We start from the raw sequence: 14784 nt of genomic DNA, 5'->3' as shown, positions 1-14784 counted from the left end.
CGTTTCGGGGTGCGCGGCCCTGCGTGTGCCGATCAGGATCACCAAGCTGTCAGCGGTTAAATTAAACCAATCCGATGCCTATGCTTGAAGCCGCCGCTATTTCATTCCACATCGGTCAGCATGAAGGACGAGACACGAGAGTGGCGTCGGAATTTGCTATGGGGCTTGTCCGCATCGCTGGTCCTGCATGCGCTTATCGCAGCGCTCCTGGTCTACAGCCTGCCGAGGCCTCCCCAACAGCCGCAGCAGGAGCAACCGGTAAACATCGCGATCGTCCCTCCGCCCGATCAACCCAAACCGAAACCTGCCCCTGCGCCGCCGCCAAAGGAAAAGCCGCCGGAACCGAAGGTTGAAAAGCCGCCCGAGCAGAAGGTTGAAAAGCCGCCTCCGCCGGAACAGCAGCCGCGCAAGCCCTCGCCAATCGAGGTGCTGAAACCTGTTTTTCAGTTCGGCGCCAAGGACACCGGCCCCAGGAAATCCCTGGACGGGGCCAGCGCTCAGGACAACTCGCCGTCGCCGGCCGAGGATTCGAAGCCGCCTGTCGCGCCGAAGGATGCAGAGAACAAATCCGCCGCGCCGGCAGCCCCCGAAGAGCGGGCAACCAAGGCCAGCGAGACGCCGATAACCGCGCCGAAGGATGCTGAGCCCGCACAGGAGAAGCAGGCAACTTCAATCCAGGACCCAGCTAAACAGCAGGCAGACAAGCAAGAGACGGAAGCACACGATGCCGGCAAGCAGGCAGCGACGGCACCAACGCCGTTGGCTGCCGCTGGCGGCGACGGCGAGATCGAGCTTCCCACATCGGCGGAAGCGCCTACGCCCAAGCCCGCAGACGCGCCGAAGTCCAATCCGGCAAAGGTTTCGAAGTCCCGAAGCGGGAGCGCCGGGAGGTCAAGTTCCAAGGACCCAGCCGTTGCCGCATCGCCGAGTTACTCGGGTCTTCCGGGTGTTCGCAGGCTCTATTCGCAGGGCGCGACCGGTGATGCGCTGGCCACGACCTCGATGAACGGCATGACTCGCGGCCAGCGTGCTGCCAGGCTTTGCGCCAGCGCGTTGGACCAGCAATTGGTGGACGCCTCTTATTTTCCCGACTTGATCCCAAGCGTTCCGCTGAAGGCCGGCAATATTCTCGACGCCCCGGATGTCGCTTTCCGCACAACTACCAAATGGTACCATCTGAGCTTCCGGTGCGAGGTCGACCCCGATGCGACGAGGGTTTTGTCCTTCACCTTCCGTGTCGGGCCTACGATCCCGCCCGAAGAATGGACCCGCCTTGGACTGCCTAACCGGTAACGGATCAGGCCGGCACACCGAGCCCGGATAGTTGGCGGCTGACTTCCTGCCAGTCGGCGCAGACGAAGTCGGCTCCGACCGCTTTCAGTCGCGCGCCGTGCTCGGCATAGGTGTGGCCGCCACCGGTGTAGCCGATCGCCGTCATGCCGGCGGCGACCGCGCCCTGGATGCCGAAGGGCGAATCCTCGATGACGATGCAATCGGCCGGGTTGGCGCCCATTTTTGCCGCGGCGAACAAGAAGATGTCCGGCGCAGGCTTGCCGTTCTTGACCATCGAGGAACTGTAGATCGCATCGCCGAAGAAGCGGGCCAGTCCGGTCACCGCGAGGCTGTGGTTTATGCGCTCGACCGAAGACGACGATGCCACGCAGCGATCGCCGGTGAGCGCCGTGAGAAAGGCGGAAATTCCGGACGTTGGTTTCAACTCCTCGGAAAACAGGACCTTGGTTTCCGCCCAGATGTCGCCGTCAGCCGCCGCCGGAAATTGATGGCCGGTCAATTCCTTGATCCTGACGATGATGTCCGACTGCTTCATGCCGATGCACTGGGCGATGATGCCGCCGTGGACACCGGGCATGCCGTGCTTTTCATAGACCCGCTTATAAGCTCGGGCCGCCAGCGGCTCGCTATCGACGAGAACGCCGTCGCAATCGAAAATGATAGGCCTTGGTCGCGCCACGCGCTTGTCTCCTCAAGTCAGATTCGCACATCGCTATCGGCAAAAAGTCAAATGTTCAATAGCGCGGTGGTTTGAGGCGTTTGAGAACGAAACCGGAGGGCGGTCAAAGCCGGCGCAACGCATCGCTGGCGCGAGAGGAGCCGAGCGCCCGTTGCATGGCTTGCCGTGACTGTGCGCGGTCCGGCGTGATCCAGTTCGGCTCGGCGCCGAGGAAGCGGTCGAGGAAAGCCACCGCATAGGCCGGCATCTCGGTCACGTTCTCGCGATAGGACCACCAGGTGCGCAGATCGTCGGCGCATTTGTCGATGCTGGGTGCTGAGCCGAACTCCTGCTCGTAGATGGCTGAAATCGCAGAGACGCAATAGTTGGTGTAGAGGAAGCCCTCCGGCCAGAAGCGGATGATCTCCAGCGTGCTGGCATTCTGCTCTGTTTCGGTCAGTTCCGCGAGGCCGGAGATTTCCCTGGCCGGCGCCTGCTTTATCAGTTCGCGCAACACGAGGCCGGCGGCAAAGACGATAAAGTCAGCGCGGTCGACTTCGGCGAAGCGCTTTTGCGCTTCCATGATCTCGACCCAGTCGAGAAAGGCCCGGGTAAGCTTCGCCTCGTCGATCTCGAAACGCACGCCGAACGTGTCCGAGACCACCTTGGCGCTGCCGCGGAAGGTGGCGCGGAACCAGCGCAACTGCCGCAACCTGTGGCGTAGGTCGGGCATAAGGGCCAGTTCGTCCCTGAAGGGTAGTTCCATTGCATTCATCCCGTTTGGTTACAGGCTAGCACAGCCGTGCCGCCGCAGAAATCGGCCGGCAGGCCTGTGGACGAGCTGATGCGGTCAATATCATACATATTGACATTCGTGGAAACAAATGTTCTCACTTTGCTGTTGTCGCGCATCGGTCCAAGGTGCGCTTCGACGAAGGCTTCGGGAGGAGAACCGAATGGCGATTTGGCAGTGGGGACTGCTTCTGCTGGTTATTGTGTGGGCGCTGCAGTCGCTCGGCGTCTGGCTGCAGATGCGGCACTATTCGGATGTCTTCCGCGGTGTCACCGACCAGTACAAGGATGGCTTCGTCGGCGCCGGCAATTTTCGCGGCCGGTTGGCCAAGGGGACCATCGCGCTCGTCGTGGTGACGCCCGACCTGATGGTGCGCCGCATGATGGTGATGAGCGGGCGATCCGTCTTCACGAAATTCAAGCGACATGAAGAATTCGAGGGTGTTCCCCTCGATCGACTCCGGTCCAACCCTGCGATCATGGGGGAGGGGGAACCCGGTGTGGCCGAGGCCGTGAAGCGGGCGATCGAACAGATCGACAAAGCACGGTCAGAGCCGGGGAAGAAGCCGGGCCTGTCCGGCTTGAATGTAGCAAGGGCTTAGTAGCAAGGACTTAGAGGACGCCGCGCACCGACTGGGCTCAACCGGCGGGCGGCATAAGGAGGAGAAATGTCTGTATTTTCGTTGTTGGCGCAGCATGCCGACATGGCCGTGCACAATCTGCATGTCGCGGGTGCCATGGTCTCGGATGCTGCTTTGCATGGCAAGCTCGCCGTCGAGCATGCTTCCGACCATCTCGTAGTTCTGGCGCAGGCGCAGACCGACAGCGCGCCGGTCACCGCCGATCAGCTGAAGGAACAGCTGAAAAACGTGCAGCAGGAGGAGCAGCTTGGCTGGCTGACTGCCATCGGCAAGTACTTCATCGGCATCTTCCAGAAGGGCGGCGAGGTTTTCGCCGGCTTCGTGACCGGCATCATCCCGACACTTGTCGTGCTGATGACGGCCTTCTACGCCGTCACCGAACTGGTCGGCGAAGAGCGTGTCCACGGCCTGGCGCGCGGCGCCGGCCGCATCGCGCTGACCCGCTATACCGTGCTGCCGCTGCTGGCTGTGTTCTTCCTCACCAACCCGATGGCCTACACCTTCGGCTCGTTCCTGGAAGAAAAGCACAAGCCTGCCTTCTACGACGCTGCCGTATCCTACGTGCACCCGCCGCTCGGCCTTTTCCCGCACATCAACCCTGGCGAATATTTCGTCTGGGGCGGCATGCTCGTGGCCTTGCTCGACCTTGAGAAGCGGGGCGTCGTCGTCGCCGGCTACCACGTCAAGGTGGCGATCTGGTACGCCATCGTCGGCCTCGTCGTCATCCTGCTCAAGGGCATGCTGACCGAGCGCATCACCGCCATCATGGCACGCCGCCAGGGCGTCGAGCTGTAAGGGCGGGGAGGACATCATGGCCAAGACATACAAAGCCGTAAAGATCTCCCGGGGCTCCACAGGTTGGGGCGGTCCGCTCGTCATCGAGCCGACCGAGCAGCGCAACAAGGTCGTCTCTGTCACCGGCGGCGGCATTCACCCGGTGGCGCAGCTCATCGCCGATATGACCGGCGCAGAGGCCGTCGACGGCTTCAAGGCACCGCCGATCGAAGGCGAGATGGCTGTCGTCGTCGTCGACTGCGGCGGCACCGCCCGGTGCGGCGTCTATCCGCGCAAGCGCATCCCGACCGTCAATCTGACGCCGGTCGGACAGGCTGGGCCGCTCGCCCAGTTCATCACGGAGGACATCTACGTTTCGGGCGTGAAGCCGGCCAACGTCACAATGGCGGACGGATCCGAGGCGGTCACCACTGCGGGGGGAGCAGCATCGATGAGTTCTAGCAACACCAAAGCGGCCGCGACGCAGCCGCTGCCGAGCGAAGGCGGGCTGATCGGCTTCATCAGCACGATCGGTCGCGCCATGGGCCGTGTGGTCGGCATCTTCTTCAATGCCGGCCGCCGCACGATCGACCAGGTGGTGCGCAATGTGCTGCCGTTCATGGCCTTCGTGACCATGCTCATCGGTCTGATCCTCTACACCGGCATCGGTGACGTGCTGGCGCAGCCGATGGGTCCGCTGGCCAACAACATCGTCGGCCTGCTGGTCATATCGGCCATCTGCGGCCTGCCGTTCCTGTCGCCCATCCTCGGGCCAGGCGCTGTCATCGCGCAGGTCATCGGTGTTGCCATCATCGGCCCGCAGATCGCCAACGGCACGATTTCGCCGGCAATGGCCCTGCCGGCGCTGTTTGCCTACAACACCCAGGTGGGCTGCGACTTCGTGCCCGTCGGCCTGGCGCTCGGTGAAGCCAAGCCGAAGACGATCGAAATCGGCGTGCCGGCGGTGCTCATCAGCCGCCAGATCATGGGCCCGGTCTCGGTGTTGATTGCCTGGGTCGTCAGCCTGATCGTGTTTTAAAGAGAGTAAGGAAATGAGGTTCGCCACATGACGGTTCTGTTGAGAACACGGGTCACTTCCATCGGGCCCGAAGTGGCGGACCTTGCCGAAGGGGGCGTGGTCATCCTGTTCGCGGATGGCTCGCCGCCGGAGCTTGCCGAAGTCTCCGTCCTGCACAAGACGGAGCAGGAACCAAGTGACGGGGCGCCTCCCAAGGGCGCTTCGATCACCGTCGGTCCGGTTTCAGCCGTTATAACAGCGGTTGGCTCCAGCGCCTGGAGCAAGGTGCTCGAAATGGGCCACGTCGTCATCTCGTTCAACGGCGCCACCGAGGCCGAGAGGCCGGGCGAGATCTGCGCTTCGCAAGTCGACACTGAAGCGCTCGTGGCCGCCCTGAAGACAGGCGCGATCATCACCATCGCCGCCTGACAGCACGCGCCGCGGCCTGTCTGGTCTCAGCGCCAGAGCAATTCCGGGAAAAGTGAAGGTTTTCCGTCCGGAATCGCGTCAAAACAAAGAGTTAGAGCAGTTCGCCGTTCCCTTGAAATGCCGAATTGCTCTAGAAAAGCAGAGTATTTGCCATGGAACGCTCGACCATCGTCAGAGTGCATGAAGGTTTGCACGCCCGTCCCGCCACGCGGTTCGTCAAGCTCGCCAAGGGTTTCGAATCCGATGTCGAGCTGGTCAAGGACGGCAAGGCGGTCAGCGCCAAGAGTTCGGTCAAGCTGATGCTGCTGGCGGTCAAGGAAAACCAGGAAGTCACCGTGCGTGCGAACGGCGCCGACGCCATCGAAGCGATCGAAGCGCTGATAGGCTATCTCGAGAACCCCAAGGCGGGTCTCGAGGACGAAGCGGAGCCGCAGAGCCCGGCGAAGGACGCCGGCCAGGCGGCGGCACCCGCGCCAGCGCCCCAATCGGCATCTTCCGCACCCGGCCAGACAAATGGCCTGCGCGGTGTCGCGGCAAGCGAGGGCGTCGCGATCGGCCCGGCCTTCGCGCATTTCCCGCCGGAGATCGCCGGGCAAGGCCGCATGCTGCAGGCCGACGAGATCGCCGCTGAGATCGACAGGTTCCGCGCCGCGGTCGCCGCCGTCCAGTCGCGCATGGACCGGGCCCTGGCGCAGGACAGCCTGTCGGCCGGAGACCGTGGCATCGTCGCGGCGCTTCGCGACATCGCCGCCGACGACAGCCTGACCGGCGAGGCCGAGAAGGCGATCAAGGGCGGTAATGACGCGGTCTCGGCCGTCATCACCGCCGCCTCCACCATCGCCGCCGATTTCAGCGCCGTCGACGATCACTATCTCAATGCGCGGGCGGACGATGTCCGTGCGGTCGGACGGCAGATCTGCCTGGTGCTGCTCGGGCAGGACGATGTCAGCCTGGAAAACATCACCGAGGGCGCCATTCTCATCGCCGACGACATCGGCGCCTGGGACCTGGCGCGCGCTCCCTTGAAACGCATCGGCGGCGTGGTGTGTGGCCATGGCGGCGCCACCTCGCATATCGCCATCATCGCCCGCTCACACGGCATCCCGGCGGTGCTGGGCCTTGGCGACCAGGTCAATGCCTTGCGTTCGGCACATGAAGTGGCGCTCGACGGCAACACCGGGCATGTGATCATCGACCCCGACGCGGCGACTCGCGCCGACTTCGCCGGCCGCGTCGAAGCGGCTGCAAAGGAGCGTGCCGGCCTGACCGCCTTCAAGACGGTGACGCCGAAACGCGCTGACGGAAGGGTTATCGAGGTCGCGGCCAATATCGGCTCGCTCGAGGAAATCGAGTCGGCGCAGGAGGCCGGCGCCATGGGTGTCGGCCTGTTCCGCACCGAGCTTCTGTTCATGCGCCATATGCACCTTCCCTCGGAAGACATGCAGGCCGAAACCTATGCGGCGCTGGCCAAGGCCTTCGCGCCCTATCCGGTCATCGTGCGCACGCTCGATATCGGCGGTGACAAGCCGATCGCCGGCATCGAGTTTCCCGACGAGGAGAACCCCTTCCTCGGCTGGCGCGGCATCCGCATGTGCCTCGACCGGCCCGATATCTTCAAGCGCCAGCTCAGGGCGCTGCTGCGGGCAGCCGTGCATGGCAACGTCAAGGTGATGCTGCCGATGGTCGCCGACATTGACGAGGTGAGGCGGACAAGGGTGCTGGTCGATGAATGCGCCGCCGAACTGAAGGCGGAAGGCGTGCCATATGCGACGTTCGATCTCGGCGTGATGATCGAGACCCCGGCGGCGGTGCTGATCGCGCCGGCGCTGGCCAAGGAGGTGGCTTTCTTCTCGATCGGCACCAATGACCTGACCCAATATATCATGGCCGCCGACCGGCTCAACCCGACAGTGGCGAAGCTCAACGACGTCACCAATCCGGCTGTCATGTCGGCGATCGAGTTGACGGCAAAAGCCGGTATTTCGGCAGGCATCATGGTGGGCATGTGCGGCGAGGCGGCGGGCCGGCCCGATCTGATCCCGGCCTTCATCAAGATGGGCCTGACCGAGCTTTCGATGAGCCCGGCCTCGATCCAGCGCGCGAAGAAAACGATCACGGCCATGGTGGCCGGGGAATAGAGTTCCGGAACCGCTGCTGGAGCTTACGGCAAGTGGGCAAGCAAGGTGGCGAAGACAGGTGTCAGTTCCTCGACCGGGTTTGCCTTGGCGCAGGCCTGGACGATGCGGTCGTGGCGGATATCGGCGGCCAGGATCGCGATCTCCAGCATGTCCGGCTCCGGCGCGCCGTCGCGGCCGGTTGTCGCCAGGCCGCAGGCCAGAACGACCGGCGCCAGGCAGCTGATCTCGAGTGCCCGGCCGCCGACCGCAGCCGTTTCCGGCGCGGCTTCGCCAAAATGGACCGGATGCTGGTTGAGCAACGCGACCAGCAGCGCAGCGCAGGTCGATGCAATTGCTTGCAGTCCCGCACCCGGGGCGGCCAGGGCGGTCAACAGATCGCCATGGCGTTTGCGCATGGCGGCGTGGGCAGCGGCAAAATCGGCTTCATGGATGCGGGCATGGTCTATCTTCAGCCCGGCGAGCACCGCCTTGGTCAGATAGTACATATCGCGCCGGAACATGCGCTCGGCGCCCAGCTGCCGCTCTTCGTTCCCGGTCGGGAAATAGGTGCCAAGGCCCTTTACGGTCGTGCCGTCCACATTGATAGGACGCTCATGCGGGACAAAGGATTCGGCGATCGACAGCGCTTCGTCGAAGGCGCTCGCGGCATGGCTCAGCAGGCCTTCGATGCCCTTGCCCGGAAACGGCGGCAGATGGCTGGTGGCCTCGCGCAGGATGCTGGCGTCGCCGCTGCCGTCATGACGGCTCTGGCGGATGATGTCGCGGACTTCCCGCAACCGGTCCTTCAGGTTGACGCGGACGTCTTCGGAGATCTGGCGCAACATCGCGGTTTGCCTCGAAAGTGCAGTGGAGAGCCGCCAGCAAGGGCCGGCCACACACTCTACATTGTTCCTATCGATTGGTAGATCAATAGGCGATACTAGACCAGCATGCAGAATCGGCGACGGCGCATGCGCCCGGTGCCGCGCGGGAGGGTTCATTTGGGCAGGCGACGACAAACCGACGAGGGGCGGGCAGGGGCCGAAGCGACCGAGCAGGTCGTCAATGAAAGCCGGACGGATCGCCTCAGGATTCGGGCCGCCTGGATGTATTTCGTCGAGCAGATGACGCAGAACGAGATCGCCGACGTACTCGGCGTCGGCCGCGTCACCATCGTGCGCATGCTGGCGGAGGCGCGCTCGCGCAACGAGGTGAAGATCACCATCGAGAGCGAATTGTCGGAGATCGTACGGCTGGAGCGCGCGCTGGAGCGCACGTTCGGCCTGCAGCAGGCGCTGGTGGCGCCGCTCACTGCCCCCAATGCCGATCCGATCCCCGCGATCAGCGCCAGGACCGGGATTTTCTTGTCCGACACGATGAAATCCGGCATGCGCGTCGGCGTCGGCTGGGGCCGGACGCTGTTATCGAGCCTGCCGTTCATCAGCGCCAAATCGCTCGCCGACTTCAAGGTCATTTCGCTGCTGGGCGGCGTCGGCATCGCGCGGCGCTACAATCCGGCGGAGTTCGCTTGGCGCTTCGCCCAGGTGTTTCAGGGCGACGGTTACCTCATCCCGACGCCGGCCGTGGTCGACAGCGTCGAGACCAAGATCGCGCTGGTCGAGCGCTGCGGCCTGCAGGAAATCTTCGAAATGGCCGATGCGCTCGATGCCGTGCTGCTCTCGGTCGGCGGCATTGCTTCGGCGACCACCTTCTATCGCGGCGGCTTCCTGAAGGAGGCCGAGCGCGAGGCGCTGGTGTCGCGCGGGGCTGTCGGCGATCTCCTGTTTCATTTCTTCGACCGCAATGGTGACCTGGTCGACCATCCGATCAACAGCCTGGTGATGTCGGTGGATGTCGACCGGCTGCGCAAGGCGCCGATCCGCATCCTGACCTCCGGCGGCGAGGAGAAGATCGAAGCTCTGCTCGGCGCCATGAACCTGATCGCGCCGACGATCCTGATTACCGATGAGGAAAGCGCGCGGCGCATGCTCGAGGCGGTCAGCGAAAGCTGAGGAGCCGAGGTGCAGTCCAGCCAGGCCCAGCTGTGCTGTCCGGATTCGTTAACCCCAGTTTTCGCGGTGCACGCATTGCTCCCGTCATGTGCATCGGCTATCCGACCTCTCGGACAGATGAAGCAAACGGAGCCCGGCATGACAAACAAGACGATCCTTAAATTTGGCGCGGTGGAGCACGCGGAAGCTGGCGATCTACCCGGCTGGATCGCGGTCGAAGGCAGACCGACCATGCAAACCGCCGTCCAGCACACGACAGAGGACGGCAAGGTGATATCGGGAACCTGGCGGGCGACGCCCGGCACCTATCACGCGACCTACACCGACTATGAGTTCGTGCATATGATCGCCGGCCGCATCATCATCACCCCCGACGGCGGCACGCCGGTCGAGGTCGGCCCCGGCGACGCCTTCGTCGTGGAAGCCGATTTCAAGGGTACCTGGAAGATCATCGAACCGGTGACCAAGCATTTCGTGGTCAGGGTCGGCTGAGGCGGCCCCATCGCATTCGAGACATGAAGAAGCCCGTCATGGTTTGCCATGGCGGGCTTTTTCTTTGCCTCATTCGTTTCGAGAGGTTGCTCAGTGCCCCCGTTCAACGACCGGATGCTCGCGTTGAAGCCAAGTCTGCCTCCTGGTCGCGTTCAGTAGGTTGATTACGCTTCCTCCGTTTCCGTGGTTCAGGAAGAACGGACTGCATTCGGAGGCCGCGAGCAGACATCAGGATGCGCCGCCGCGGCGGACCACCTTCCGCAACAAGTAAACGCTCGGTCGAGCAATTGTAGCAGGTCAACTGAAGGGACTATGGCGCCCGTTATTGCGGCCATGAGACCGGCCTGTCGACCCGCTTTGTCTCAACTCCTAAACAGGGCTCTAAGCTTGGCAAAGACGCCGTCATTCATGGCGGCTCGCACACCAAGTGCGACCCATCCGGCCTTCATCGTCGCACCGACATGACAATGGCAAACGATGCGATGCAATTGCCAGTTGGACAGTTCAAAAAAACGCCGCGCCGCGCCGTAGGTGTCGTCTTCAAGGCCCTGCGCCCGCAGGATCGGATCTTCGAACGCAATGCTGATCGGCGATGCCAGGCAATGCGCTTCGTTGCGCTCCCTGGCATTCATGTATTCGGTGCCGGGAAGCGCGCTCAGGCATCGTTCCGGTTGGCGCTCGAGGAGATTTGCCCAGCGCTCCAGGCGCTGTCTGCGCGTCATTGTTGGAAATTCCGCGTTCACCTCTGCGATAACGTTCAGTTGTTCGAGTGTCTGGTGTTTCATGGTCAAGCTCCTGTTGAGCCAGTTTGTCCTCATTTTCCGAGATAACGACAGGCCCGGTCGCCATCGCCACGCTTCTGAACCCCGCTTTCTCGCCAAAGTTCCATGGTGTCGATAAAATGAATGTCGCTGCGGCCAGGTCTGGGGGATTCCCCTGGCACGAAAGGCTGTCGAGGCCTGGATCATCGCGCCACAAGTTCTGGAGCGGCGGGGCTCAACTGACTCTCCTGCGACAGCCCTGGAGGTAAAATTCAGCGATCGCCGTTCGGTTCGTTGGCCGCTGCTGAATCGCCGTTGGGATCAGGCAAAGCTCGCCTTGTTGGCGAGACCGAGGTTTTCCGAGAAACGAAACCCAGCTTGCGGAAATGTCGGGTGAGTGGTCCTGATTGCCGTCTTCCGAGGAGTTTCTTGACGAGCACAGCTCGCCGACCGACGGCAGAATTCGCCGTACTAATTGCCGTACTAATTCGCGGAAAAGTACGGCAGCACTTCATAAGCAGCTGAAATTACGTGGTGATCCCGACAGGAATCGAACCTGTGACCTACAGATTAGGAACCCGTGCTAGACGCAGCATTTGCACGGCTTTGAGCTGGAATGTTGCGTTTATGTTGCGCTCACAACGAGAGCAGGGAACGAGCGCATAACGGTGTCAAGCTCTCCGTCGTCCTCCTTGTGCTCAAACAAGTGGCCGTAGGTGTCCATGGTTAGACCGATGGTCGAGTGGCCCAGCAGCTTTTGAACTCTCATCGGTAGCAAGCCCCTGCCGCCGTCTTTCTCGCGGTTCAGGCACCAGGACGCGAACCAATGGCGGAACGCATGAAGCCCGGTATACTTGGGCGCGAGGATAGGCTTTCCATTCTCATCCTTCTCGCCGGTATCGACCGTAACACCAGCTGCGAGCATTGTCGGGATAAGGCCGCTGCGAATGATGTTGCCGTGCGCCTCGATGTTCCCGATCGTGTTCGGGAAGACAAGATCCAGCTTTTTCTCACCCTTCGGGCATTGCAGCTTCCATTCCTTGAGCACGTTCACCACGAACGGCGGATACAGGGGGATGGTGCGCTGGCTCGTCTCCGACTTTGGCATCCCGATGACGTGGAAGTTGTCGGCCCTCTGGGTGACGTTGAGTCTGCTCTTTGCTAGATCAACATCTGCCCAGCGCAGGCCGCGCAATTCGGACGCTCGCAAGCCCGTGAACACTGCCGTTATCAGCAGGGGGCGGAAGCGGCCCGTCGCAGCGGCGATCAGCTTGTTGATTTCATCCAGCGTCGGTATGTCCACGCCATATTGAAGCTTCTGCTTGCGCCGCTTCTCTCCCTTCTTGCGCTTGCTGCGCATCCCTTGAAGCGGATTTTGCGCCATGTAGCCGTCTTCCTTAGCTTCCGAGAAAATGGAGCTGAGGCTGGTACGCACTGCTTTGACCATTGCGGGCGAGCGCGGCGCGCGACGCAGGTCGTCCTCAGGCAGGCTTTCATTGCCCCCCGCCAAAGCATCAAGGAACTTGCGGATATTCGGCATGTTCATCCGGGACAGCTTGTCGTTACCGATGAACGGTTTGATATGGAGGTTTAGGTGCTGTTTGTATTGGAGGTAGGTGCCATGCTCCAATTCATTCTGCGCTCGGGTCAGCCATATCAGACCAACGTCGTTGACAGTCTTTGAAGTGCTATCCACGACATGCAGGCCGTCGCGAACCTCCGAGCCTGCTCTCAAGGCATACGCATCAGCATCCTTCTTCTTGTCGAACGTCTTGGCACGGCGCTCGCCGTGCTGATCCACGTAGTCGACTAACCACGCTTCCTTATGAACGCCTTTGGACGTCGTCCACTTACGCTTACGCACTGACATAGCTGTATCTCCTGTCTCAAGAGACACTATGTTGCATAAAATCTGTTGGTCAACAACGAGCGGTCTTTACCATGGCTAACGGAAGCGATTGACGAAACGGTAACCACGAGCGATGGTGACCGTGAGCACGTCTAGTGCCGCCCGAGGCAGGGCAAAGCCGGTTTCGACCGGTCCGGAACCATCTACTCCGGATCTACGCGGAGGATTAGACCCGCGAGCTTGTTGGCAGAGCTTCCTATGCCAATCCATCAACCATCTCGGAGTCTAACTATGTCTGAAATGAAGCAGGGCACACCTGTCGGCCCAAACATGCCACCGGCGATTAGAGAGAACCTTGAGCGTGCTTATGGTGTTCGCGCGCGAGTTCAACACAAGACTGAAAAGGAGCGCGTCTACGAAGCGCTTCATAGTGATGTTCAGTGCCTCGATGAGGTGATTCACATTATCGATATGACCGCAGACACGCTGCGCGAAAACATTGAGGCACTGAAGAAGGACGGCGTGCTCGTACTGGAGGGCACTGCCGACGGTCTGGAATACGCGACCATTGGCGGTCGTCTTCGAACATTGAAGTCCTTCCTTCAGACGAGGGGAGGAGAATGAACATGGCAATATTGGATAATATCTCGACCATAGAAACTGCGCGCTTCGACACCCTCTTCGCTCCAAACGAGGCGGCGCGGGTCAACAGCCGTATGTCCGCCAACGTTCCGACTGGACATGTGTTGCTGCGCCAGCCCAAATCCAACGAGAACGACCTTCGCGTCACGATCCCTGTCGAGTTTATGCAGGGTTGGAAGCCGGACGAATGGAAGGGCGTGGCGCTCAAACACAGGAAGGTGCAACTGCATCTCGCCAACGAGACGCCCGGCCTGCTGGCCCTGAAGCCGGTCGCATCGGACTTCCTCGGCAAGGGGGTCTATCGGCTCGAGCAGAACAGCGACGGCGGCCAGGCACGTTTCATGACCACACGGTCGTATGTGAAGCGGAAGCTGAATGGAGACTCGGCACCCGTCCCGTTCAGGCTGGTCGATGGCATAGGGTTTCTCGACCTAACCGCCCTCAGCCCGCTTTAGTCTGCCTTTGCACTTTGCTGCGCAGTTAATCCCTATAGCTGCGCAGCTTTGCAGCGCGTCCTGCCGCGACAAGCATGCGCGTCGCCCCAAGTGTGCGGGCGGCGCGATGCTTACCGTGTGGGGACGCCCTAGTGCGAGGAGTATTCCGCTAGAACCATAATGATGGCGAGGATGGCAATCATAATATGGGCGATTTGAAAGAGGGTCATCTGGGGCCGAATCCCTGTTGAAAGATGATTCCGATATACTCCCCTGTGTTGCGGCGGATGCAAACAATCGTTCAAGACCATGGATTTTCCAAACTCTGTCCCCACAATTCGCAGAACCTTGGCTTAAGCTTCCACAGAGATGTAACCGATTTGGTTTCATCTTCAAAAAATGTAACCATTTTGGTGACAACTACCAGTCGCTCTACCATATAGGAACATTGTCCTATGCCTGTTTTCGTCCATGTCGGACGAATCAAACAGGAGAACAGGTGATGCCCAAGAGCAAAGACGAGACGGTCGCTAAGCAGCCGACCAAGAAGGCCCGCGTGCAGGAAATGCTGAGTGCCAGCGCGGTTAGCGTTGGCGAGATCGCCGAAGCGCTAGCGATCAGCAAGCAGGCCGCATACAGCTTGATCGGCGACGTGAAGCGCAGCGGTGTTGCTATCACCGGTACGCTGGTCGAGGGTTCGATGCGCTATTCGATCGCTAAGGAAAAGCGCACCAAGGCCAAAGCAGCCGCCTTCGGTAAGGGCGCGGTCGTCAGTGCCGAGCCTTCGACAGACGGTCGCTGAAAAACCCAGCAGAGGGGGCGGACGGCTTGCCACGCCACGCCGCTCCCTCTTCGCCTTCCACCAACCGTGC

The 14784-nt window shown here is 61.6% G+C and carries 16 protein-coding genes; 11 read left to right on the top strand and 5 right to left on the bottom strand.

Annotated features, from left to right (window positions below):
- Positions 1 to 120: 120 nt before the first annotated feature.
- Positions 121 to 1293, top strand: a complete 1173-nt coding sequence (locus tag FJ548_RS16960; protein WP_140608910.1) for a DUF930 domain-containing protein — start codon at positions 121 to 123, stop codon at positions 1291 to 1293.
- A 4-nt stretch (positions 1294 to 1297) separates the two neighbouring features.
- Here FJ548_RS16960 and FJ548_RS16955 read toward each other — a convergent pair whose 3' ends face one another.
- Both FJ548_RS16955 and FJ548_RS16950 read right to left on the bottom strand, forming a co-directional pair.
- The gene (locus FJ548_RS16955) at positions 1298 to 1972 is read right to left on the bottom strand and encodes an HAD family phosphatase (RefSeq protein WP_140778474.1); all 675 of its coding nucleotides are present in this window, start codon (positions 1970 to 1972) and stop codon (positions 1298 to 1300) included.
- 103 nt (positions 1973 to 2075) lie between these two features.
- Positions 2076 to 2717: a hypothetical protein gene (locus FJ548_RS16950; RefSeq protein ID WP_140691617.1), complete on the bottom strand. Its 642-nt coding sequence runs from the start codon at positions 2715 to 2717 to the stop codon at positions 2076 to 2078.
- A gap of 190 nt (positions 2718 to 2907) precedes the next feature.
- Between FJ548_RS16950 and FJ548_RS16945 the strand changes: the two genes are divergently transcribed.
- The 5 genes from FJ548_RS16945 (at position 2908) to ptsP (ending at position 7743) form a co-directional block, all read left to right on the top strand.
- Positions 2908 to 3345, top strand: a complete 438-nt coding sequence (locus FJ548_RS16945) for a transcriptional regulator GutM (RefSeq protein ID WP_140691619.1) — start codon at positions 2908 to 2910, stop codon at positions 3343 to 3345.
- Between the two features lie 66 nt (positions 3346 to 3411).
- Complete coding sequence (locus tag FJ548_RS16940) at positions 3412 to 4179, top strand: PTS glucitol/sorbitol transporter subunit IIC (protein WP_140608745.1); 768 nt, start codon at positions 3412 to 3414, stop codon at positions 4177 to 4179.
- 16 nt (positions 4180 to 4195) lie between these two features.
- Positions 4196 to 5197: a PTS glucitol/sorbitol transporter subunit IIB gene (locus FJ548_RS16935; RefSeq protein WP_140691622.1), complete on the top strand. Its 1002-nt coding sequence runs from the start codon at positions 4196 to 4198 to the stop codon at positions 5195 to 5197.
- Positions 5198 to 5224: 27 nt separating this feature from the next.
- Positions 5225 to 5605: a PTS glucitol/sorbitol transporter subunit IIA gene (locus FJ548_RS16930; RefSeq protein WP_140764495.1), complete on the top strand. Its 381-nt coding sequence runs from the start codon at positions 5225 to 5227 to the stop codon at positions 5603 to 5605.
- 152 nt (positions 5606 to 5757) lie between these two features.
- Entirely contained in the window at positions 5758 to 7743 is a 1986-nt protein-coding gene (ptsP, locus tag FJ548_RS16925) for a phosphoenolpyruvate--protein phosphotransferase (RefSeq protein ID WP_140778473.1), read from the top strand.
- A 23-nt stretch (positions 7744 to 7766) separates the two neighbouring features.
- Here ptsP and FJ548_RS16920 read toward each other — a convergent pair whose 3' ends face one another.
- Positions 7767 to 8567, bottom strand: a complete 801-nt coding sequence (locus tag FJ548_RS16920; RefSeq protein WP_140778472.1) for a hypothetical protein — start codon at positions 8565 to 8567, stop codon at positions 7767 to 7769.
- Positions 8568 to 8723: 156 nt separating this feature from the next.
- Between FJ548_RS16920 and FJ548_RS16915 the strand changes: the two genes are divergently transcribed.
- Positions 8724 to 9734, top strand: coding sequence for a sugar-binding transcriptional regulator (locus FJ548_RS16915; RefSeq protein WP_140778471.1), 1011 nt, complete (start codon positions 8724 to 8726; stop codon positions 9732 to 9734).
- 138 nt (positions 9735 to 9872) lie between these two features.
- On the top strand, positions 9873 to 10226 hold the full coding sequence (locus FJ548_RS16910) for a cupin domain-containing protein (protein WP_140778470.1): 354 nt from the start codon (positions 9873 to 9875) through the stop codon (positions 10224 to 10226).
- 362 nt (positions 10227 to 10588) lie between these two features.
- Here FJ548_RS16910 and FJ548_RS16905 read toward each other — a convergent pair whose 3' ends face one another.
- On the bottom strand, positions 10589 to 11011 hold the full coding sequence (locus FJ548_RS16905; RefSeq protein ID WP_140778469.1) for a hypothetical protein: 423 nt from the start codon (positions 11009 to 11011) through the stop codon (positions 10589 to 10591).
- A gap of 601 nt (positions 11012 to 11612) precedes the next feature.
- Positions 11613 to 12857 (bottom strand): site-specific integrase, encoded by a 1245-nt coding sequence (locus tag FJ548_RS16900; protein ID WP_140778468.1) that lies wholly within the window; start codon positions 12855 to 12857, stop codon positions 11613 to 11615.
- A 270-nt stretch (positions 12858 to 13127) separates the two neighbouring features.
- Here FJ548_RS16900 and FJ548_RS16895 point away from each other — a divergent pair, with 270 nt between their 5' ends.
- The 3 genes from FJ548_RS16895 (at position 13128) to FJ548_RS16885 (ending at position 14714) form a co-directional block, all read left to right on the top strand.
- On the top strand, positions 13128 to 13460 hold the full coding sequence (locus FJ548_RS16895) for a hypothetical protein (RefSeq protein ID WP_140778467.1): 333 nt from the start codon (positions 13128 to 13130) through the stop codon (positions 13458 to 13460).
- Positions 13461 to 13462: 2 nt separating this feature from the next.
- On the top strand, positions 13463 to 13933 hold the full coding sequence (locus FJ548_RS16890; protein WP_140778466.1) for a hypothetical protein: 471 nt from the start codon (positions 13463 to 13465) through the stop codon (positions 13931 to 13933).
- Between the two features lie 481 nt (positions 13934 to 14414).
- Positions 14415 to 14714, top strand: a complete 300-nt coding sequence (locus FJ548_RS16885; RefSeq protein WP_140778465.1) for an HTH domain-containing protein — start codon at positions 14415 to 14417, stop codon at positions 14712 to 14714.
- Positions 14715 to 14784: the final 70 nt, after the last annotated feature.

Origin of the sequence: Mesorhizobium sp. B2-4-17, assembly GCF_006441275.1 — a bacterium.
Lineage (GTDB): Bacteria > Pseudomonadota > Alphaproteobacteria > Rhizobiales > Rhizobiaceae > Mesorhizobium.
Note: the sequence above shows the minus strand (reverse complement) of the source record. Positions and strands in the feature narration are given on the sequence as shown.